This is a genomic window from Citrobacter sp. VF227 (assembly GCF_052950715.1).
On the sequence record NZ_JBRFVF010000615.1, the window covers coordinates 1 to 435 of the forward strand.

The 435-nt window shown below is 61.8% G+C and carries 1 protein-coding gene; it reads right to left on the bottom strand.

Annotated features, from left to right (window positions below; all coding sequences use genetic code 11):
- Positions 1 to 349, bottom strand: a 349-nt coding sequence (locus ACU8YC_RS28180) for a hypothetical protein (protein ID WP_446896420.1), incomplete at its 3' end; no start/stop codon positions are given.
- Positions 350 to 435 lie beyond the last annotated feature (86 nt).

The window sequence follows — 435 nt, forward strand, 5'->3', positions numbered from 1 at the left end:
CCTCATCAGCCGCGCTAGCTTCCTTGCGCACGGGCTTGCCGCGGCGGGCTGGTTTGCCAGCAGAATCCTTCTTGCGCACCGGCCGGGAAGAACGAGCTGACGCAGCGACCTCCTCCGCTCCTTCGAGCTGGTCGGGGTCGTCAATAACCATATCTTCGGGATCGGCCTTATCGGGAGTCTTATCGACGACATCGTCTGGGGTCGTCAACTCTTCAGCCTCTGGGTCGACAACGTCGTACTCGTCAGTCTCCGGAAGGTTGTTGGATGCCAGATCCTCGCCCCTTGGAGACAGCTCGCCCTTGACGGAAGGATCGTCTCCGTCGCTGAGGTTTCGCTTCTCGTCGGTCACGCTATTCCTTCGGGTCCTGCCTGACGGTTGGTGCCGTGGACCAGGACTTCGCCACGGCTGCGCACCAGGGATACGCCCCGCATATG